Origin of the sequence: Chitinophaga ginsengisegetis (genome assembly GCF_900168065.1) — a bacterium.
In the GTDB taxonomy this organism is placed as follows: domain Bacteria; phylum Bacteroidota; class Bacteroidia; order Chitinophagales; family Chitinophagaceae; genus Chitinophaga; species Chitinophaga ginsengisegetis.
Genome location: NZ_FUZZ01000003.1, coordinates 820,153 through 838,065 on the forward strand (window position 1 = coordinate 820,153; position 17,913 = coordinate 838,065).

The 17,913-nt window shown below is 41.0% G+C and carries 19 protein-coding genes and 3 tRNA genes; 9 read left to right on the forward strand and 13 right to left on the reverse strand.

The features are described 5' to 3' along the window. Positions 1-11: 11 nt before the first annotated feature. A complete protein-coding gene (gene recD, locus B5Z18_RS22075) occupies positions 12-1,832 on the reverse strand; it encodes an exodeoxyribonuclease V subunit alpha (protein WP_235015981.1) in 1,821 nt (606 codons plus the stop codon). Positions 1,833-1,929: 97 nt separating this feature from the next. Between recD and B5Z18_RS22080 the strand changes: the two genes are divergently transcribed. Then, positions 1,930-2,487: a hypothetical protein gene (locus tag B5Z18_RS22080; protein WP_143313657.1), complete on the forward strand. Its 558-nt coding sequence runs from the start codon at positions 1,930-1,932 to the stop codon at positions 2,485-2,487. Between the two features lie 23 nt (positions 2,488-2,510). Further along, entirely contained in the window at positions 2,511-2,906 is a 396-nt protein-coding gene (gene pth2, locus B5Z18_RS22085) for an aminoacyl-tRNA hydrolase (RefSeq protein ID WP_079471659.1), read from the forward strand. On the opposite strand, the gene B5Z18_RS22090 is transcribed toward pth2, so the two are convergent. The 5 genes from B5Z18_RS22090 to B5Z18_RS22110 all read right to left on the reverse strand — a co-directional run bounded on the left by B5Z18_RS22090 (position 2,903) and on the right by B5Z18_RS22110 (position 5,051). Further along, on the reverse strand, positions 2,903-3,112 hold the full coding sequence (locus tag B5Z18_RS22090; protein WP_079471660.1) for a YwbE family protein: 210 nt from the start codon (positions 3,110-3,112) through the stop codon (positions 2,903-2,905). The two genes, pth2 and B5Z18_RS22090, sit on opposite strands and share 4 nt — an antisense overlap. Before the next feature lie 56 nt (positions 3,113-3,168). After that, the gene (locus B5Z18_RS22095) at positions 3,169-4,263 is read right to left on the reverse strand and encodes a slipin family protein (protein WP_079471661.1); all 1,095 of its coding nucleotides are present in this window, start codon (positions 4,261-4,263) and stop codon (positions 3,169-3,171) included. A 493-nt stretch (positions 4,264-4,756) separates the two neighbouring features. Continuing rightward, positions 4,757-4,831 (reverse strand) — tRNA-Phe (locus tag B5Z18_RS22100). Positions 4,832-4,896: 65 nt separating this feature from the next. After that, positions 4,897-4,970: transfer RNA gene (locus B5Z18_RS22105), tRNA-Gln, on the reverse strand. Between the two features lie 7 nt (positions 4,971-4,977). After that, positions 4,978-5,051 (reverse strand) — tRNA-Ile (locus B5Z18_RS22110). 899 nt (positions 5,052-5,950) lie between these two features. Here B5Z18_RS22110 and B5Z18_RS22115 point away from each other — a divergent pair. The 3 genes from B5Z18_RS22115 to B5Z18_RS22125 all read left to right on the forward strand — a co-directional run bounded on the left by B5Z18_RS22115 (position 5,951) and on the right by B5Z18_RS22125 (position 7,075). After that, positions 5,951-6,334, forward strand: a complete 384-nt coding sequence (locus B5Z18_RS22115) for a response regulator (RefSeq protein ID WP_159454388.1) — start codon at positions 5,951-5,953, stop codon at positions 6,332-6,334. Further along, entirely contained in the window at positions 6,331-6,627 is a 297-nt protein-coding gene (locus B5Z18_RS22120; protein WP_079471663.1) for a winged helix-turn-helix domain-containing protein, read from the forward strand. Before B5Z18_RS22115 ends, B5Z18_RS22120 begins: the two co-directional genes overlap by 4 nt. 172 nt (positions 6,628-6,799) lie before the next feature. Then, positions 6,800-7,075: a hypothetical protein gene (locus tag B5Z18_RS22125; protein ID WP_079471664.1), complete on the forward strand. Its 276-nt coding sequence runs from the start codon at positions 6,800-6,802 to the stop codon at positions 7,073-7,075. Between the two features lie 471 nt (positions 7,076-7,546). Here B5Z18_RS22125 and B5Z18_RS22130 read toward each other — a convergent pair whose 3' ends face one another. After that, on the reverse strand, positions 7,547-7,843 hold the full coding sequence (locus B5Z18_RS22130; protein ID WP_079471665.1) for a hypothetical protein: 297 nt from the start codon (positions 7,841-7,843) through the stop codon (positions 7,547-7,549). 164 nt (positions 7,844-8,007) lie between these two features. Between B5Z18_RS22130 and B5Z18_RS22135 the strand changes: the two genes are divergently transcribed. Both B5Z18_RS22135 and B5Z18_RS22140 read left to right on the forward strand, forming a co-directional pair. Further along, positions 8,008-8,220, forward strand: a complete 213-nt coding sequence (locus B5Z18_RS22135) for a helix-turn-helix transcriptional regulator (protein ID WP_079471666.1) — start codon at positions 8,008-8,010, stop codon at positions 8,218-8,220. Positions 8,221-8,238: 18 nt separating this feature from the next. Continuing rightward, the gene (locus B5Z18_RS22140; protein ID WP_079471667.1) at positions 8,239-8,967 is read left to right on the forward strand and encodes a hypothetical protein; all 729 of its coding nucleotides are present in this window, start codon (positions 8,239-8,241) and stop codon (positions 8,965-8,967) included. A 56-nt stretch (positions 8,968-9,023) separates the two neighbouring features. Here the strand turns inward: B5Z18_RS22140 and B5Z18_RS22145 are convergent, their stop codons facing one another. The 6 genes from B5Z18_RS22145 to B5Z18_RS22170 form a co-directional block, all read right to left on the reverse strand. Then, entirely contained in the window at positions 9,024-9,998 is a 975-nt protein-coding gene (locus B5Z18_RS22145; RefSeq protein ID WP_235015982.1) for a ComEC/Rec2 family competence protein, read from the reverse strand. Positions 9,999-10,007: 9 nt separating this feature from the next. Beyond that, complete coding sequence (locus B5Z18_RS22150) at positions 10,008-10,760, reverse strand: hypothetical protein (RefSeq protein WP_079471669.1); 753 nt, start codon at positions 10,758-10,760, stop codon at positions 10,008-10,010. A gap of 2 nt (positions 10,761-10,762) precedes the next feature. After that, positions 10,763-13,534: an EcoRII N-terminal effector-binding domain-containing protein gene (locus tag B5Z18_RS22155; protein WP_079471670.1), complete on the reverse strand. Its 2,772-nt coding sequence runs from the start codon at positions 13,532-13,534 to the stop codon at positions 10,763-10,765. Between the two features lie 312 nt (positions 13,535-13,846). After that, positions 13,847-15,100, reverse strand: a complete 1,254-nt coding sequence (locus tag B5Z18_RS22160) for a type II restriction endonuclease (protein WP_079471671.1) — start codon at positions 15,098-15,100, stop codon at positions 13,847-13,849. A 4-nt stretch (positions 15,101-15,104) separates the two neighbouring features. Further along, complete coding sequence (gene dcm / locus B5Z18_RS22165) at positions 15,105-16,385, reverse strand: DNA (cytosine-5-)-methyltransferase (protein WP_079471672.1); 1,281 nt, start codon at positions 16,383-16,385, stop codon at positions 15,105-15,107. Positions 16,386-16,442: 57 nt separating this feature from the next. Then, positions 16,443-16,859 carry a very short patch repair endonuclease gene (locus B5Z18_RS22170; protein WP_079471673.1) on the reverse strand — a complete coding sequence of 139 codons (417 nt, stop codon included), beginning with the start codon at positions 16,857-16,859 and terminating at the stop codon, positions 16,443-16,445. Between the two features lie 143 nt (positions 16,860-17,002). On the opposite strand from B5Z18_RS22170, the gene B5Z18_RS22175 reads away from it, so the two are divergent. Both B5Z18_RS22175 and B5Z18_RS22180 read left to right on the forward strand, forming a co-directional pair. Continuing rightward, positions 17,003-17,488: a sigma factor-like helix-turn-helix DNA-binding protein gene (locus B5Z18_RS22175; RefSeq protein ID WP_133256126.1), complete on the forward strand. Its 486-nt coding sequence runs from the start codon at positions 17,003-17,005 to the stop codon at positions 17,486-17,488. Then, on the forward strand, positions 17,478-17,849 hold the full coding sequence (locus B5Z18_RS22180; RefSeq protein WP_079471675.1) for a hypothetical protein: 372 nt from the start codon (positions 17,478-17,480) through the stop codon (positions 17,847-17,849). The genes B5Z18_RS22175 and B5Z18_RS22180 overlap by 11 nt, the downstream gene beginning before the upstream one ends. The last annotated feature ends 64 nt before the right edge of the window (positions 17,850-17,913 follow it).

A 17,913-nucleotide genomic window follows, 5' to 3' on the forward strand; every position in this document is an offset into this window, starting at 1 on the left:
AAGCAGATGATTTAATTTACTGCTGTATTCACTTCCCTGAACCTCGAGGCGATGCCGGAGGCTCTTTCCACGAAACGTTCTGCTGCCATGAGTATTACCTCCGGCGTTCCCTGTACATACACTTTATTTTTTGCGCGGCTTACAGCGGTGTACAGCAGTTCCCTGGTGAGAATGGGTACATCGGTGGTATCCGGCAATAGTACCAGTACTTCTCCGAATTCGGAGCCCTGGCTTTTGTGGATGGTCATGGCAAAGGCGGTTTCTGCCTGGGTTAAGTAACCGGGCAGCACGGCTTTTAATGCGCCGGTACTGTCTTCAAACCAGGCAAGGAGTACTCCGTTTTCATCTGCGCGGATGATGCCGGTGTCGCCGTTGAATAGGCCATGCTCATAATAGTTACGGGTAAGGATCACCGGGCGGTTTTCATAGAATTCCGTATTGGTGGTGATCAGTTTTTTATCAAATAAATACTTTTCTATTTGTTTGTTGACGGCGTATAATCCCTGCGGGCCCTCTCTCACGGCGGTGAGTACACGTTGCGCGTTGAGGAGTTTGAGCGCGGTGGCAATATCTTTTTCTGCGATGAAGGCGGCGTAGCCGGCAATGAAGTCTTCGAACAGTGGTACCGAAGCTTCCGGGTCAACGATTACCTGTTCATCTGCCGAAGGCGGAAAAAAAGAAGTAATTACCGGTACATTATTACTGATGATGGCCTTACTGAATTTACCAATGCCTTTGTTGCCGGTGAAACGGTGACTGCGCCGCAGTTCCACGAGGTGCTGGAACAAAGGGTGATGATCATCATTTTGTTCCGCGGTAGCGGGGATATGCCGGTTTTGCTCCGGCATAAAACTGTTGATCAGCTGCCGGCGGGTGGCAGTAAAGCGGTTCAGGTGTTCCTGTGCCTGGCAGAGATCTCCGAACAAGCTGCCGGCTTCCACGGAGGCCAGCTGGTCCTTGTCGCCCAGCAAAATGAGGCGGGTATCCGGGTGGATGGCGTCCAGCAGTTTGGCGAACAACGCCACATCTATCATGGAGCACTCATCAATGATCACTACATCGTAGTTGAGCGGATTGTCTTTATTGTGCCTGAAGTACGGACTGCCGTTGATAGATTTCAGCAAACGGTGTATGGTAGCCGGTTGCAGCAGCCGGAATTTTTCAGTGATGTGCGCATCTACTTCGATGGTAGTATTGCGCAGGCTTTCCGCCATGCGGGCGGCGGCTTTACCGGTAGGCGCTGCCAGCGCTACTTTCAGCGCCGGATCAGTAGCAAACAGGATAGCCAGTATTTTAGCAACGGTGGTGGTTTTTCCCGTACCCGGGCCACCGGTGATGATGGTGAAATTATTCAATACCCCGGTAATGGCGGCTGCCAGCTGCCAGTCGGCCGGATCGTTATTATCACCGCTGCTGGCGGTACCGGCAAACAGTTTACTGATCAGCGGCTGTTGTTGTTGCAGCAGGGTAATCCTTTCGGGCAGGTATGTTTTTTCCTTTACCAGGAAATCGCGGATCCGCTGGAGGAATTCTGTTTCATACCGGAAATAGCGTTGCAGGTACAGCCGGTTCTGGTAAATCACAAAGGGTTGTTTATCGTTGCCCTGTGTACCTATCAGTGGAATGCTTTCCAGGAGCTGATTGCTGGTTTCTATTTTTTGATAAGACTCCGGGAGATTTTCTTTTTCTGCGGCTATTTTATCGAGATGAAGACAGATGTGTCCTTCGCTACCTTTCTTTGATAACAGATAAGCATACGGTTTCAGCGCCGGTATATCAAAATACTCGGCAAATTGCTGGTGTACATCATTTAAGGTGGGTATGTTTCGCATTCTTATCCGGACACTTGAAAAGATTAAAGTACAACTTTTTCTGCTTCCCCTGAAACACTATATATTGCGGGGATTCTAAACCTATTTTCTATACACTATGCCAAAGAAATTGCTATCCCTTAGCACTATTTTTTTATTTGTTTGTTTGCATGCCAGCGCTCAGGAAGATCTCTGGAGAAAACCAGGTCAGTTGAAAGCAAATATTTCCCTGGTGGGCGTTAATGCAAATTACGAATTGCGTTTGTTAAAATATGCAACCCTTAACCTGGAAGCGGGAATTGAAATGGGAGTTTCCTATTCTAATGGTAGCTATTTAGGAGAAGAATGGGAGTTTGCGCTTTATCCGGTTTTTTCGGCGGAGTTCAGGCAATACTATGGTATTGCCCGGCGGGCTGAACGGAATAAACGGATAGATAATAATGCCGGAAATTTTTTCAGTTTCACGGGAGGCTACCAGGGCAGTCCTATTACGACTACGGACTATTATTCTCCCCGGGGTACGACTGTTTTTACACCCGCGTGGGGGATGCAGCGCAGCTGGGGCCGTCATTTTAGTTTTGAAGGCCGCTTCGGTGTTTCCTTTGTGACGGACGATGGTTACAGTAATTCGGTATATCCCAGTGTGCGCATCAACTTTGGCTATGTAATTTTGTAAATTAGCTGCTTAAACAGTGAGATATGTCATCCAGGATAGTTAAGCAGGTAATAGTGATGCGCAAGGATCTGAACATGCGTAAAGGAAAAATGATTGCACAGGGTGCACATGCTTCGATTGCTTTTTTAACGCGGCATGCCACCATCAGCGGGCATACGTTGCAAACCAATATCAGGAATCCGGAAGAGGTATCGGAGTGGATGACGAAGGGGTTTACAAAGATTTGTTTGTCGGTAGATTCTGAAGAAGACCTGGAGCGGGTGTACCAGCAGGCGGTGGAAGATGGGTTGAATGCTACGTTGATCACGGATTCGGGGTTAACAGAATTTGGTGGTGTGCCCACCAAAACCTGCTGTGCCATCGGGCCTAATTCAAACGAGGAGATAGACCGGATCACGAAGGATCTGAAATTGCTTTAGTCTTCGTCTCCTACCACGTCTGTTTCCACTACCCTGCCTACCTGTCCGTCTTCCAGGCGTACTTTGATACCGCGGGAATGATAAGCGGCAGAGGTGAGGAGATCCTTTACAATGCCATAGGTTTTTTTACCGCTGCGTTGATCTTTTTTCAGGATGATGGCCACTTCCAGGCCAGGGTAGATATCTTTTCTATATTGTCCGTCCATAACTGCAAAGCTATGGATTTTCTAAAAAAGGTGGATCATACCATGACCCACCTTTTTTATTTAGAGATGAAGATTTGCCGCAGCTGATCTATCAGTACACCGTTTCCGCTGACGCTGATGCTGTTGATCTTTTCCGCGATTTTTTCCACATACTCCATTTCCTTCAGCTTAAACAGCATGGGATTGTCTTCCATCAGCTTGGCGGTATTCAGCAAGCTCCTGGTGCTGGCAGTTTCTTCCCTTCGCATGATGATATTGGCCTGTGCTTTTTTTTCGGCTACCAGTACCTGGTTCATGATGTCTTTTACATCACCTGGCAGGATGATATCCCGGATACCGAAGCTGGTCACGTTAATGCCGAGAACTTCCGCCTTTGTGCTTACTGCTTTCAGTATAGCCGGCGCGAGGGTATCTTTCTTTTCCAGCAATTCATCGAAGTTCAGGGCTGCGATATATTCCCGCAAAGCCAGCTGAAACTGTACATACAGCTGTCGTTCGTGTTCCTTGTTTTGCAACAGGGCTTTATTGATATCGGTTACCCGGTATTGTGCCCATGCATTGATTCGCAGTGCTGCCTTGTCTTTGGTCAGGATTTCCTGGCCATTTACTTCCAGCTGCAACTGGCGGGTATCTATTTTACTAATGGTGATGGTGATGTTATTCTTCCACCAGCAATAAACGCCGGAGTAGAGGGTCATGGCATACTTACCATCTACCAGCATGATGGCCTGTTCGTAGTTTTCCACGCTGAAAGATCTTACGTAAGGCGCTACCAGACGGTGGCACAGGGTAGATCTATCTATGTTTTCAGTGATCGCTATTTTAGCGATATCTGCGCGAACAAATTTATTGTCGATGATATTTTTCCAGAAGGCATATCTGCCGGCGGTCAATACCTGCTTCAGCAATCCATTTTCGTAGTGCAGCACAATTTCGGTGTCTTTTACTTCCACTACCTGCAATGCGTTGACTACCTCTGCATCCTGCAAGAGGATGTTCAGTTCTACCGGAGCGATGAATGGCTTGTTGATATCGAAGATGGTTACGTCTTCGTTGATCAGCCAGTGGCGGCCTACCTGCAGCATTCGCTGGTAAACGCCGTTTTTAAAAACCAGGCCTCTTTCGTAGGCGTTGACGGTTACTCTTTTCATTTTCTTTCATTTTGGGGGTGTTGATAAAAAAGCCAGTGCTGGTGTCCGGATGGTGAACACGGAAGCAGGTGTTGATCAGTCCTTATGCATCAGTTAGGGCGGAAGTGCTAAGTGATGGTAAGGGCCTGATGTGGTTCCTGTTTGCGGGTGTTTGCCAGCCTGCCGGTATCATCCTTTTGATGAGGTGGCTGGGCAGTGAGCCCTGGCTTTGTTTGTTGTTGTAAAGGATTTACAGTCTTTCTGATTTAATCTCCCTATGAGATTGTCTATTGCTCTACCGATGAGCTACCGTTTTTCAAGGACGGAAAGGATTCGAACCTTCTACCCACAGACTATGTGTGTGCGGGAATAGTGTATTGCAGCAACAGCATACAGTTCGTTATTACGGCTGCACTGCGGAGTAGTATGATACTCCTGCCTGGGTTGCTGTGAATGGACATCTATCCCCGTCTTCCTGTTGAGGAAGCTTTTTAGCAAATGCTTTTCATTTGCGTGGTGGATGAAGCAGGAGTCGAACCTGCACGGGCGGTGCTTCAAACCGCTGCTCTACCATTGGAGCTATTCATCCGTGTTGTGTGAGTAGCAGGATTCGAACCTGCTACGCCTGTTAGAACTACAAGCACCGTATTTTAGTAACCCTGACTGGACTCGAACCAATAACCTTCTGCTCCAAATGCAGACGCGCTAACCAATTGTGCTACAGGGCTTTTTAAGTAGTCCGGATTGGATTTGAACCAATAGCCAGCTGCGTATAAGGCAGGTGCTCTGACCAATTGAGCTACCGGACTGGGTTTGTTTGCGTATGTGTTTTTCGTGACTGTTTTGCATTTAGCTGCGCGACTATTGAGCACAAAAAAACCGGGCGTTCAGCACGACCGGTTTCTACGTATATACATAAGCGTTACTTATGTTCGTCGACACCGGTGTCGTTGATGAAATATTTCATAGCGATAGCAAACCGATAACAGTGGTTTGTTATGATCGTTACTAAATTGTATGTTATGAATATGCATTTGCATGCGTATTTTTAGTTTTAAGTGTAAATAAAAATCCCCGCAATCTCTTGCGGGGCCTGTGTTATATCGAATTTGTTATTTCAACTTATTCTTCGGCATAACATGCCCCGCCACTGGTATAGCCTGGTATCAGACTAAACTGGTGTTTTGATTGTATGTTAAAAATTGGGCGGTACATGTTTATTGTTTTTTTGTCAATGCAAAGGTGGGGATATTTTTTTAATATCTCCAAATAATTTTTAAAAATATTTTTTAGCTAGATAAATGAGGAGGGATTTTGATTCGTTTATGCGTGTACTTTACTTCATAATAAAATGCCGTTCATTAATGAAATGTAAATGCCTGATACATTAACAAATATTTCGGACTACTAACTTTATCAAATATATGTTAATAGTGATTAACAAAATATGATACTTTGAAACCCTTTATTGTAGCCTATTTTGTTGTTTTGATATTTTATTCCGCACTTTGATTATTAGAATTAAAATTTTCCGTTAAGACTTCGATTTTAGTGGTGAATAGTTTTTTTCTTTGAGGAATTATTTGAATCCATGAATTCTATTTGTATCAATCAGTATAAATGTAAGGCATATACGATGCTGTGGATAGCTGGGATTTCGTGGATGTTTTTAAACTTATTTAGACCTATAACCCAATTGAACTCAATTATGAAAAACCGGATTTTACACGCTGACGATGATACCATTTTTTCTGGTATTGTAAGAAAAATACTCAATCAGCAAGGTTTCGAAGTTTATAGCGCCTATGATGGGGAACATGCATGGCTGCTGTTTAATGAATTCTCATTTCATTCCTGTTTGTTGGATATCAGGATGCCCCGCCTGAACGGAATTGATCTTGGGGAACGCATCCGTAGTAAGGATAAGCACATCCCTATATTTTATTTATCAGGGGAAGACCTTGCACTCGTATCGGCGGAAGTATTTGGCAGAGGAGGTGCGAATGGTTATTTCCCTAAAACTTTCAACCTGCGTGAATTGACGGGCAGATTGCAGGCGTCCCTAACCCACACCAATAATTACATCTTATGAAAGGAACTATAGAAGGGCCTTATTATTCTCCTGAAGATAATGAGTTTTATGGCTTCCACGGAAAGCTAAGAAAAGTGGCGCCAGAAGTTAAGAAAGTATACAGGTACCTGTATGATAACGCTAACAAATTGATGTTGAGAGAGGATATTATGGACACGGCTTTCGGAAAAGATAATCATGATATCAATAAATTGTATGTGTATATATCAAGGCTCAGGCGGATCATAAAGCTTCACACCGGGTCGAGCATCTATAATGTTCGTGGTAAAGGATATAAATTAATTATGCCGTAGTTTCCGGCAGTATTTTTTGCCTGTTTATCCTTATAGACTTTTGATAAAAAACATCAGGAATTTTGTTCTATTGGTATGTTTTCCTAACCAGATATTTTATTATATTCGTTGCTGTTTAGTAAACCCAAAGTATAACCGTTAACCATATTTATTTACTACAAAATTATTAACCATGAAACTCCACAGAACATTACATCATCCTGATGGTGGGCGTTCATTAGCAGAATATGAAATAAGAGACAATAATGTTTTTACCACTATCCATCACGCAGGCGGATCCCGTTCCCTACCCTGGTATGAGGTGAGAGAGGATAAACTGTATCCCACTATTCACCATCCGCAGGGCTGGAGCTCCTTTCCCTGGTTTGAAATTAATGGTACCAGTATCCGGCCTTCTGTTCACCACCCAAAAGGCTGTGACGGGTTGCCGTGGTATAAGATTGTTTAACCTCTAAGGAAAGTGGGTTTATAGAACTGGCCTGGCAGGGATGCCGGGCTTTTTTGTGGACAAGGGGAATGATTGGATATTTGGCGAACTGAACTGTAATGCAGCTATACTCCTTGCATACTTCTCCGGTACTTCTTGCATACTTCTCCGGTACTTAGGAGTCGTGTATGTGTCGTATTCCCTATACAGTTCCTATACAGTTCCCATACAGTCCCTATACTGTTACCATACACTCACCATACACTCACCATACACTCACAATACACTCCCCATACACTTCCTATACACTTAGAACCGCTTGCGTCCGCTATTTTCGGTTGGTCAGTTCAAATTATAGTTTCCACAAATAAGCATTGACCCCGGCACCTGAATCTCTTTATCTGCGCCAGATCCTGATGTTTACAAGCTTGCTGCATACCCCTATACAGCCAACTTTGGGGCCAATGCTGCTCATTTGAGATGGAATTGATATCAAAGTGATATTATCAGCGTTTCGTTGCTATTTGAGGCCTTTAATAGGCTTAAAAGGTAATTGGCATCCAGTAACCTTAGCAACTCGTTGTAAAGTAGAAGTAAATCCGCCCTGTGCTGGGCATTTTCATATTGGGTATCCTCAGCGGCGAGCGTTTCCGAAAGCCAGAGCCATAGTGTTTGTCGCGCGGCAGCCGGAGGGAACAGTTCGCAAAAACGGTTAATGGCGAGCATGGGATCAGTAGATTCCGTCTCGGATAAGTGTGTGTAATGAAAAAAGGATTGGAAGGTTTGCATAACAATAGATTTTTGATTAGTACAAATTTATATAAAAATATCAATATTAGGGATATTATAATCAGTTAAATGGATATAAATATGTTATTAAGGGATATTTTTTAGAATCATAATGAGAATTATTCTGCCTAAATTGATGATAAATATGCTTTTAAAGCTTTTTTATGAGTGTTAAAGTATTCAATAGAATAAAGGCAGTACTGGCTGAGAAAGGAAAAGCAAACAAATGGTTAGCTGAAGCGATTGACGTTAATGTAAATACAGTTTCTAAATGGTGTACTAATAAAATTCAGCCTTCGGTAGAAACTTTGTTTGAGATTGCAGAGGCATTGGATGTTGAGGCAAGGGAATTGCTTGTACTTAGAAAAGCCAAATAATCTACTACCCTTAATTAAATGTTACATAAAGACAGTCTTAACCTCCTCCGTCAACAAATCCCCATTGGCGCCCGTCACGGCCTTCACCTGCTTAACCAAACAAACGGAAATGTAGAACAAGCGAGGCTGCTATTTGAAGCAGAAATGATTCAAATCATTACTAATAAAACTGCTGTTTCATCAGACATAGCCAGGAAGCATTTGATAATCCATAATTACGATATCGTCCAAACCATTGCCAGCATTGATGAAGAACGCTTTACCCTATCTCAGCGTATCTTAAGAAAAGCAAAGAATAACAAAGAAGAAGCCTTAACGCTCATCGTACAAAGCATTGAGTCCACGAAGAATATTCAGCGGAAATTCTGGCTGCCTTTAGAAGAGTTAGGACATTTACCTCCTCCCGTATATTGCTTGTTAGTATTGCATGATTTTTTAAGTTATGAAGATTGGGAGAGCTTCGGCAGCGCTATTTACTTCCATTCAGATATAGTGGTTTCGCAGTTGGAAACGATGCTCGACTTGCCGCAGGTTGCTTATCATTTGCGCGCTGCAAAGAAACGTAGCGATGAAATTTATCAGCAATACAAAGGAAGGACGGAGTTTGGAATTGAGTCGATCATTGCGAATAAGCTGGCCACTGATGCTGAGTTTTCTGAGCATGAGAGAGGGTTTGAGGCTGAAAGACCGTTGATTGTTGACAGGTTGTATAGTATGGTGGTGGATAATGTAGGGGTGTTTCCTTGAAAGTAATTGAAGCCTGATATTTGAGGTAATTGAATAGTTAGTCATCAAACGGTTTATCAGCTTAATGTGAAAGCCTTATCATTAGACTTCATATAATCTTCTGCTATTTCACTAAAAGTATCAAACATTCTTGATATAGCCCTTTGTTCGAGTATAAATTGCTCCATTCCATTAATTATATTTGTGCAATGCATCTGATAGCCTTCCTGATGAAAATGAGTCACCACTTCGTATGATGGATGGTTATAATGCCGATGTTTTCCAGCGGAAATAACAGCATTACGACCATCTGTTTTTTCTATTAAATCCCAGAAATATTTGTGATGATTTTTTATCGATCCATGATGAGGGAGCTGGCATACAATAAACTTCCTGTCCGAAAGTTGTTTGTCACTGCGTTGGGCAATGCCACGCAAAGTAAAGATTTCAGCATCAGAAGTAAGGAGTGCGTAGCAATTGTTTATGCTCAAACGAAATATCGCGGAAAGTAGGTTAGCGGCCTGACTGGCCTCTTTACTATTGATGTCTGGTTCAAGCTTAACAAGCCTCATATATTCCTGTATATCATCATGTGAGGGTGCAAGACATCTAAGATGAATATGCTCTTCTAATTCCCAGGTCTTGTCATCCATCAAACCGTCCATCCTTTTGATAACACCGGTACGCTTCAAATGCTCCCATTTGCCTATAATTTTCCGTAGTAATAGCGTATCGCGTCTGTCTGCTTCGAAATACTTCCAAAACTTTTTCCCACCTTCGAAAAGAATTGTATGGGCAACGCGGTGTACAGTTATTCTTTTATTTTCTATATATTCAAGAAGTTCAAGTAGACCGGAATAGTGATCACGATGAGGATGAGTTAAGATGATAAATTCGATTTCTTTATAGCCCGCCTGTTTTAGATGTGTGAGCACAGGATTACTTTTCCCTTTTTTACTACAATCCACGATACCAATCTTTGCTATCCCATTATGTGTCCATTCCAGCACAATTGAGTCTCCCTGTCCTACGTCCTTGAATGTTATTTTCATCATCAGTAATTAATAGTTATCTATCAGGAAAGATACATCGTCGAGGTCCTCAAAATCATCTGGTTTAATAAATAGGTCTGATCTGTCTATATTATCCGGAAGAAAGTCAATGGTTCTGCTTCCTGATTTCGTTTCTATTCTGATTGTTAAAAAACTTCCCTTTGTATATTTGATGTTTTCGAGAAGTTTAAGATCGAACCGGCGGACTTCAAATGTGGAAGTTTCTTTGTGAATAAGACAATTGATCAGTACGCAATCTTCCTCTATTGCAATGACTCGTCCATGAAACTCCTGTATGGTTGACTTTTCCTCCTGATTTGTTAAGAAACCAAGTTCACCAAGTAATCTGCTGATATCGTATTTATTGTCACCCGACAACATGTACTCAGGTTTTGATCTTGCTTCCACTTGATAGGGCATTGGAGATTCCATTTCTCTCATTTTCTGGAGTAACTCATCTGTATAGCTTTTATCTTTCGACCATATCACCAGGAAATATTTCTGACCGGCTGGAACAACTTTTGTAATCCATTCTATACATACGTAGGCATCAAATCGTGCCCCAAAACCGGTGTTATAAAATAAGTCCAAAAATACCAGTTCTGTGGTGCTTATTGGTACATCCGGATAGGCTGGTTCTAGGGAATCAACTTCAAAAAGTTTAGTCCCGATATTAAGTTCTGTAAAAAATTCTTGAAGAGATTCAACCTCTTTTTTAATATCATCAATTAAAATAACCTGTGGACCAAGTGTTGGTTGCATATTTATACTTTTTTATTGAATATCAGTTCCACTGCAGCTCCATCATACATTTCGGGGACGCCTCTTGCCCTTAATGTTTCTTTATCATGAATGATATTTAGTTTTCCAAATTGAATCATAATTGTATCTATCAAATACAAGCCTATGCCTATCCCGTCTTTTTTTCTTGAAAAAAAAGGCAATACAACATCTTCTGTTTTATCTTTAAACCCCGGGCCATTATCAACCACAAGAACTGAAGTATTGTTTCCCTCCCGAAGGGTTGATATATAAATACCTCTCTGTGGCCTGTATACAGTCCCCAGCCAATACAAACTATTGTCTAAAAGATTCATTATAATAGTGATCAGTACTCGTTTATCTGCAATTATCTTATCTGCATTGTCACTAATATTTGTCTCTACAACAATTTTATGATCACTCAATCTTGTAGTGTAATTTTTTACTGCCTGATTAATTACCTCAAGAAGTGATATCTCTTTATTACCCCCTTTTTTTAGTACAGATAGAATTCCCTGAACATAGTCATTAAGTTCATCCATTTGCCCACGCATTTTTTTTACATCAACGGGCATTTCCCGGATACTTTCCTGCATTCGTGGTACAAGTTTTTCAATTTCATGCATGGCAAAGGACGCCGTCATTCCTACACCTGCCGGTATCAATAGGTTATTCCTGTCCTGTTCATATCTTTCTTCTACCCTTTCTGTTTCTTTTATTAGTTCTTGTTTTTGTGCCTGCTCTAACTCCAGTTTAAGGATTAAGCCCTTCAATGCAGATATACGGGACTCAAAGGATTCTATAGGTCCCGTTTTATTAAACCGTAACCATTTTTGACGATCAGATTGTCTTTCGGCACTAAATTGAGTGAGGATAAAATCCAATATAACTCTAAAGTGACTATAGGCGTCATTTTCAATAAATCCTTCCCGGTTAGTTTTTTCAATTAGCGTCCCGGACACAGCGGGGTCCATATATATATAACCAATATTTTGATTGTTAGAAAACCATTCCTTATTCTGTATACGTTTTAGATCAAGTCCCAGCCAATCATTACCAGGATCACCATAATCATACACACGCAGGTCTCCTTTAAAAACCTTTATTCCGGCATGATCCTTTAATAAGTCTCTCACCAACCTTGCAGAGTCAGTTGTGTCTCTGAGTGACTCGGCATCAAGATCAAATGAATATATCTCAAGCATTAAGCTCCCATAAGGCATTTGCTGAGATAAGTATTTTTCGGTCATTTCCTTAAGCAAACTCTGCTCATAGCCTTTATCCCTGAAACTGCTTTCAAAAAATGGTTTTATCTCTTCTTTTATATTTCTTTCATATTTTGCTCTGTCGATTGGATCTGTTGTTTGTTCGTTAATGTTCCTACTGCCAATCTGTGCATTATTCTTCAATAGAAAATTATATTCAAAGGTCATTTTATAATTTTCATCTACCAGGACTGTTAACTTATAGGGAGCTGATTGCAGAATTTGTTCGGTTTCCGGGAAATGATCCAGCCAGTTATTATTAAAGTCGAGATCAATTTTAAACTTACTGTAATCATTTTTTGGGGATAACATAGAGATCGTATTTCGTTTCAGTTGTCTGGCCATCCCTCTGGTCCATTCTTCTTTTAAATCGCTTATCTCTATATATGTTCCTGAATCGTCTTTGAATCTGAAATTTTCTTTATTCCGGCTTTTATACCAGGTTATATCAACGTCTTCCAGATATCTGCTCTGCGAAAATCGTCTCCAATCAATATCAACTATAAGTTCGTAATCAAGTAATTCTTTGCTGATAAATTCCCCGTTATTATCAGTGTGAATTACTGATGGTCTTGAATACATCCTGATTTTGTTGCCTAGCTTATGTACTGCAAACCGGCCTACCCCCTTTTCTCCCATTGGAATTCGTTTAAAAAGGGGGCTTCTTTTTATAACTCTTATTCCTTCTTCATTAATTGGTTTTCTGAAATCACTGCCGGGTTCGAACCAAACGTTTTCCAGTACTTCTTCTGTAATGCCGGTACCGGTATCTTGTATGACGATCGTGGCTTCCTCAAGATTTTCTATATTTCTGAAATTTACGTCTACTGATTTTGCGTCCGCATCATAGCTATTTTTTATAAGTTCATAAATTGCCATGACCGGACTCTTTATGAGCTCTTCGCCCAGTAGTATGAGGATATGGGCTTTGGGTTTAAAACTGATGGCCCTCGATTGATAATCTGCCGGGATAAGGGCTTCCAGATCCACATCCTCTACTGTTTCAGGAACTATATAATTTTCGTTTCCAGGCATTGCCGGCAAATTTTCTGCCCCGACAAAAAGTGGATTATTCTGACTTTTGGGTAATAGATTGTTTGTGTCTTTTCTGGCTAGTCCAAATGTTTGAAGGAAGTATTGTTTGTCATCAGGGTTTGTAAGACAAAATCCAGCGTACTTCGTTTCTTCCTGTTTTACAATGATTATTAAATCGTCTTCATTAAAAGTTCTGCCAAGGTTTGTAATCCTATATTCATTACGCGTTTTACGACCATAATAAATAAAGCGGCACTCTTTGGTTTCTCCATTCCACCAGGTAATATCTACCCATTTCTCTAACTGTTGTCCTTTTACTCCGGGCTTATTGAAAAGTAAGGGTATAGAATTACGGGGAATATATAATCCTGCCTGATGTCCACCGGTAGTACCGGCGTCATTTGAAGAAGCAAATTTACAGAAACTCAGTATCCCTGAGTTTACAGCAGCTATGGCACCCTGCAGTTCGGTCATAATTCGGGTTTTATAGTTATAGAATCCGAAAATAAGGTTTATATATTAAAAAAATCAGGGCATGTTTATTAAGCTATTATTTAGACAATATATATTATTGTTTAAATAAATAATGCTTAATATCATAAATAGGGGTCTAATAAAAAATAAAATCTCTTACTTTTTGGGTAAAAAGTAGGTATACTGCTTTTTGGGATGCCACCTTGAGATCCCCGACTTAAATTAAGTCCAGTGGGTATCATCATTTTTCAAGTTTTCTAGCGCCATAAGATTCTATGAATTCATGGCCAATCAGAATATATTATGTTTTGATTATAATGTATACCCCAATTCAGAACTCTTAACTTGTTTTCTTAGAATCATATTCACGAAATCTTTTAAGGTTAGAAGCTCGCTACGTTGGTTACTGGTAAATGTTTGGTGAATTTCCTGAGGAACTACCAGTTGTAGTTTTTGAGAACGCATTTCTTTTGTTTGGTCTTCGCTGATTCCAGGTTCTAATGTCAGGAGATGCTTGTGTGTAATTCTCGTTGCTTCAGATAGTACTTGCCTCCATCTATCCTTGAGAGACGTTTTTGCGCCTAGCATAGTCAATAATTCTGATGGAAATGTAGCGGTATGATAATACTTTACGTCCGGGAAAAGAAAATCTGGTTTTGACTTATTTTCAGTTTTTTTACCTCGGGAAAAGGAAATATTAAGTGCATCGAAAATATATTTTATGTGTTCCTCAAATGCGCTCCCCGCCCGGGCTTTTCTACGATTTTGTATACTTAATGAATAGTTTATAAATCCGTCTACATCCGGATCCTGGCCTTCAATCATAAAGCCTTGACGCAGACGATCAGCTATGTTATTTTTCTCTATACGCTTAAACAGCTTTTCTTCCCAGTTCATAAACTGCAATAGTGCATGGTCGGGGTCTTCTCTAAGATCTACTGCTATAGGTAATGTTTGACGTGCATAATGTGAAAATTCAGTAGTTGAAGGCAAATTGCCTGAAAATTTTGCTATCAACCTATTAATTAATTCATCTTCCGGCTCGTCAATCTCCACACCGATCTCTTCTAAAATAAATCTTGCAGAAAAATCAATGGATCTGTCTTTAGATGAATAAATATCTGATAACGTAAAAAGATTTCCTTCAGGGGGTGTTAAATTAAAAAGCCAGTATAATTGATTGGCAGCTGTACTTGTGGAGGGGCTTATAATTATTAGAAGGGTATCGTTTGTTTTACGTGCAACAAACATGATATCTCCTTCTTTAGCTTTTTGAGTAACTTCATTATTTTTAAAGTATAATCTGTACTCAGGGCTTCTATTGGGCTTATTTATTCTGGCGTTGTACCATTTTACTTCGCCGTCTGCCGTTAGGCTTTCATTTTCTTCCCCTAACCATATATAGCGACAATTGAATTTCCTGTCTTCTGTTGTTCGGATAAGTCTTTTTAGTTCCCTTGTACCATTATATTCATGTTGATTGGACTTTGTCTGATCGACTTCTACTGACCGAAGTGTTTTAGCAACAACGATTTCAAAATACTGAGATAGGTGACCGATTCTCATGGATTTAAGCTACTGTTTCCGGATGATCGAATGGAATCAACATTTGGGGATCATTTGCACGCATTACCTGAAGCAGATACGGTTTCATAAATTCGGCTATAGCTTTTGCGGCCGGCACTACGACGGAATTACCAAATTGTCGGTATGCCTGAGTATCAGAGACAGGAATTTTAAAATTGGATTCATTCGGCAGATCAAACCCCATTAGCCTTGCACACTCTCTCGGGGTTAATCTTCTCGGCCTCATACCATTTTGATGGATGAGTATTTCTGATCCGTCCTTATGATATCTCGCAGAAAGAGTGCGGGTAACATCAGTCGGACCAAAAACGCTGAACCCAAAGCCATTTCCTTTAGCAGTGTGTTTTTCTTTGTATCCTTTTAGATAGGACCACAGCTTGTCAGATAGGGTATACTTCTCAGCAACGATGCCATCTCCGATAGTATATGGGGACGAGTCTTCCGCCATTTCTCCTGGTTTGTGCAATATGGAGCCAAGTTTTGGCCCCTCAGTAACAGATGGAATAATAAGATCGTCGAACTTAAACCCTACATCTTCACGGAAACCAGCTATAAAAACACGTTCTCTGTGTTGGGGGACCCAGCTCTTTCCATCTATAACTCTATAATCGATTTTGTAACCTAATTCCTCTGTGAGTGTTTTGCATATAATATCAAAGGTTCTTCCTTTGTCATGACTTTTTAGATTTTTTACATTTTCAAGTAAAAAGCCTGCTGGTCTGTGATGTTCTATAATCTGCGCCAGATCAAAAAACAGCGTTCCTTGTGTTTTATCTTTGAATCCGTGTGCTCGTCCAAGAGAGTTTTTCTTGGAAACACCAGCAAGAGAAAATGGTTGACATGGAAACCCCCCAACCAAAAAATCATGCCTCGGAATTCTGTCTAATGCCTCCCGACTGCTTGTATATTCGCGGATATCACCTACAACCGGATGATCACATGCGTAGTTTGCCTGATAAGTGATCCGACATGATTTGTCCCATTCACTTGTAAAAAGACATGAGCCGTTTACAGATTCGAAAGCTTTTCTAAAGCCACCGATTCCAGCAAAGAGGTCAATAAATGTAAATGGATTTTGAACAGGTGGAGGAGTAATCGTATTGGCAGCCCTTATTATTTCTTTTAAGTCTTTGATAATTAATGTATTGGGGTTGGATGTTCCTTTTTGCCATCTATAAACCGTTCTGAGACTTACCGCATATTTCTCTGCGGCATCCTTACAAGACAATCCTGAACCTTCTAATAATTCTGCAAATTCATTCATCTGGGTCTGTTTTTGACATTTTGACGCAATTAACGATAAATTTATTTACTAAAAAAATTAGTTTTTTATTTTTTCAATTAGTCGGTCAAAAGTGGGTGCCATTTTTTGTCTTTTTAGTTCACATTCCCAGATGATAATTACTTTCCATCCTTTTTGCTCAAGGGCAGCAATGGTATTATTATCATTATCTATATTTTTGTTAATCTTCGCTAACCACCAATCTGTTCTGGTTTTGGGAACCACATAATATCTACAATCCTTGTGGCCATGCCAGAAACAACCATTGATGAAAATAACTGTCTTATATTTGGTAAGAACGAGATCTGGTTTGCCCGGAAGGGTTTTTACATGTAACCTGTAACGAAATCCTTTTGCATGGAGATATCTGCGAACCAATATTTCGGGCTTCGTGTCTTTGCCCTTTATCTGGCTCATATTATAACTGCGGGTTAGCTTATCGTGGACATCTGTCATCAGATTTATGTTTGCGACATCTAAATGCCAATAAAATTACTATAACTAAATAATTAACTATAGAATTAATTGAGAAGTCAACAATGAATGAGCAAAACATCCCCCCTTTGCTAATCCCCCCTTTTCTCCCTATTTTTACCATAATGTCCACGCACCATCCAAAACAATCTCACCTCCAACTGAAGTCATTATTTGACCTGCTATACCTGCGCCTTTGCCGATTTGCCGACCTTTTGATCGCGGATTCCGCTATGGCAGAGGATATTGTTCAAAAAGTGTTCATAAATTACGAGTGTGAAGATGATGATTTCCCGGCCATCAAAATGTTCCTGTATAAAGAGGTGTTAAACGCCTGCCAGGAGCATAAAGCAACTGTAAAAACTGCTTTTCTCAGGGCAGAAGTAGGTGGGGAAATAAACCGGGCTATCGCCGCACTGCCGGAGGGATGCGGTAAAGTTTTCAAGCTTAGCTATGTAGAAGAACTGAAAAATGAAGAGATTGCTGCAGAGATGTCGATGCCGGTGAGTTGGGTGAAAACGCAGAAAGCAAGGGCACAGGAGTTATTGCACTGGCGACTGAAACCGGAAACTTTTCTCGTATTAAACTTCTTCCTATCCATTGCGGAGTAATCTGGAATCATATTACCACCGGTCCCGGTTAATAGTAAAGTATTGGGAAAACACGCTTTCAGAAGAAGAAAGCGAAGAGCTCGAGGCATGGATAGATGCCAGTGAGGAGAACCGGTTGTTATTTGCAGAGTTGAGCAAGGAAGTTACTTTGAAGGAAGAGTTGAAACAGATGGGTAAGTATCATCCGCAGCAGGCATGGAAAAAAGTGGAAGCCGGAAGAAAGGAAAAGAAACAGGTACCGTGGGCAGGAGTTATTGCTACGCTGATTATGTTACTGTTGGCCATTACGCTGAAATGGTGTTATCTCCGGGAGGCGCCGCCTGTGGATAAAAAAATAGACAATAGGGGTATCAGCCGTTGAGCTGCGTCCTGTAGGGAAAGAGGGATTTCCTCTTCTTTCCGCCATAGGTTTTTATAAAGCGTCT

Coding starts and splice junctions, on each gene's coding strand:
- B5Z18_RS22130 (WP_079471665.1), bottom strand. CDS start 7,843: ATGCAAACCTTCCAATCCTTTTTTCATTACACACACTTATCCGAGACG.
- B5Z18_RS22140 (WP_079471667.1), top strand. CDS start 8,239: ATGTTACATAAAGACAGTCTTAACCTCCTCCGTCAACAAATCCCCATT.
- B5Z18_RS22145 (WP_235015982.1), bottom strand. CDS start 9,998: ATGAAAATAACATTCAAGGACGTAGGACAGGGAGACTCAATTGTGCTG.
- dcm (WP_079471672.1), bottom strand. CDS start 16,385: ATGAATGAATTTGCAGAATTATTAGAAGGTTCAGGATTGTCTTGTAAG.
- recD (WP_235015981.1), bottom strand. CDS start 1,832: ATGCGAAACATACCCACCTTAAATGATGTACACCAGCAATTTGCCGAG.
- B5Z18_RS22115 (WP_159454388.1), top strand. CDS start 5,951: ATGAAAAACCGGATTTTACACGCTGACGATGATACCATTTTTTCTGGT.
- B5Z18_RS22120 (WP_079471663.1), top strand. CDS start 6,331: ATGAAAGGAACTATAGAAGGGCCTTATTATTCTCCTGAAGATAATGAG.
- B5Z18_RS22155 (WP_079471670.1), bottom strand. CDS start 13,534: ATGACCGAACTGCAGGGTGCCATAGCTGCTGTAAACTCAGGGATACTG.
- B5Z18_RS22095 (WP_079471661.1), bottom strand. CDS start 4,263: ATGAAAAGAGTAACCGTCAACGCCTACGAAAGAGGCCTGGTTTTTAAA.
- B5Z18_RS22150 (WP_079471669.1), bottom strand. CDS start 10,760: ATGCAACCAACACTTGGTCCACAGGTTATTTTAATTGATGATATTAAA.
- B5Z18_RS22080 (WP_143313657.1), top strand. CDS start 1,930: ATGCCAAAGAAATTGCTATCCCTTAGCACTATTTTTTTATTTGTTTGT.
- B5Z18_RS22160 (WP_079471671.1), bottom strand. CDS start 15,100: ATGAGAATCGGTCACCTATCTCAGTATTTTGAAATCGTTGTTGCTAAA.
- pth2 (WP_079471659.1), top strand. CDS start 2,511: ATGTCATCCAGGATAGTTAAGCAGGTAATAGTGATGCGCAAGGATCTG.
- B5Z18_RS22125 (WP_079471664.1), top strand. CDS start 6,800: ATGAAACTCCACAGAACATTACATCATCCTGATGGTGGGCGTTCATTA.
- B5Z18_RS22175 (WP_133256126.1), top strand. CDS start 17,003: ATGTCCACGCACCATCCAAAACAATCTCACCTCCAACTGAAGTCATTA.
- B5Z18_RS22170 (WP_079471673.1), bottom strand. CDS start 16,859: ATGACAGATGTCCACGATAAGCTAACCCGCAGTTATAATATGAGCCAG.
- B5Z18_RS22135 (WP_079471666.1), top strand. CDS start 8,008: ATGAGTGTTAAAGTATTCAATAGAATAAAGGCAGTACTGGCTGAGAAA.
- B5Z18_RS22090 (WP_079471660.1), bottom strand. CDS start 3,112: ATGGACGGACAATATAGAAAAGATATCTACCCTGGCCTGGAAGTGGCC.